At 53.1% G+C, this 639-nt stretch carries 1 protein-coding gene; it reads right to left on the bottom strand.

Annotated features, from left to right (window positions below; translation table 11 throughout):
* Positions 1 to 451: 451 nt before the first annotated feature.
* Positions 452 to 639 (bottom strand): hypothetical protein (locus V3W49_RS22775; protein WP_500148229.1); only part of this gene is annotated, 188 nt, incomplete at its 5' end.

Raw genomic sequence — 639 nt, 5'->3', positions numbered from 1 at the left:
CCCATTCCTCTCAACCCCCCCAAACAACTTTCTCTACACCCTCAACACATCTACCACCCTATTCACCCTCAAAAATCACACCAATCCACCTATTAAGATTTTTCCCCCTTCCCTCCAACCCTCCGCCCCATCCCTCTACCTTTTTCCCTCTCTCCTTCCCACCTTTCTATCATCTTTCACCTTCACCATTCCACCTCTCACTTTCTTCTCTCCCAACAACACCCTCCCATCCCTCAAAAATCTTCAATCACCCTACACCCCCCCATACCACTCTCCCCCCCATCATTCGCATCCTTCCCCACCCTCACACTACTAAACCCCAAATTTCTCACATCCCACACCCCATCTCCCCTATCTTCCTCCCCCTCCTCCTCCCCATCCCACTCCTCACCCCCCCCATCTCCTACTTTTTCCCCCCCCCCCCCCACCTCCTCCCCCAACCCACCTATCACTACCCCTCCTTTCCCTCCTTCCATCCCCCTATTAACTTTCCATAATCCCCCCTTCCTTTCATTTTCAACTCCCATCCTACCCATCTCCTTCTCTCACCCAACCACTTCACACTCATCATTCTCTTCCTAACACCCCTTCCCCTCCCACTTTTCATTCCCCACCCTTTCTTTCCCCACCCCATCCCCA

It is taken from the genome of Rosenbergiella sp. YN46, from assembly GCF_036620675.1.
Taxonomy (GTDB): Bacteria; Pseudomonadota; Gammaproteobacteria; order Enterobacterales; family Enterobacteriaceae; genus Jejubacter.
The sequence above is the reverse complement of the archived record's forward strand: the minus strand, read 5'-3'. Positions and strand labels throughout refer to the sequence as shown.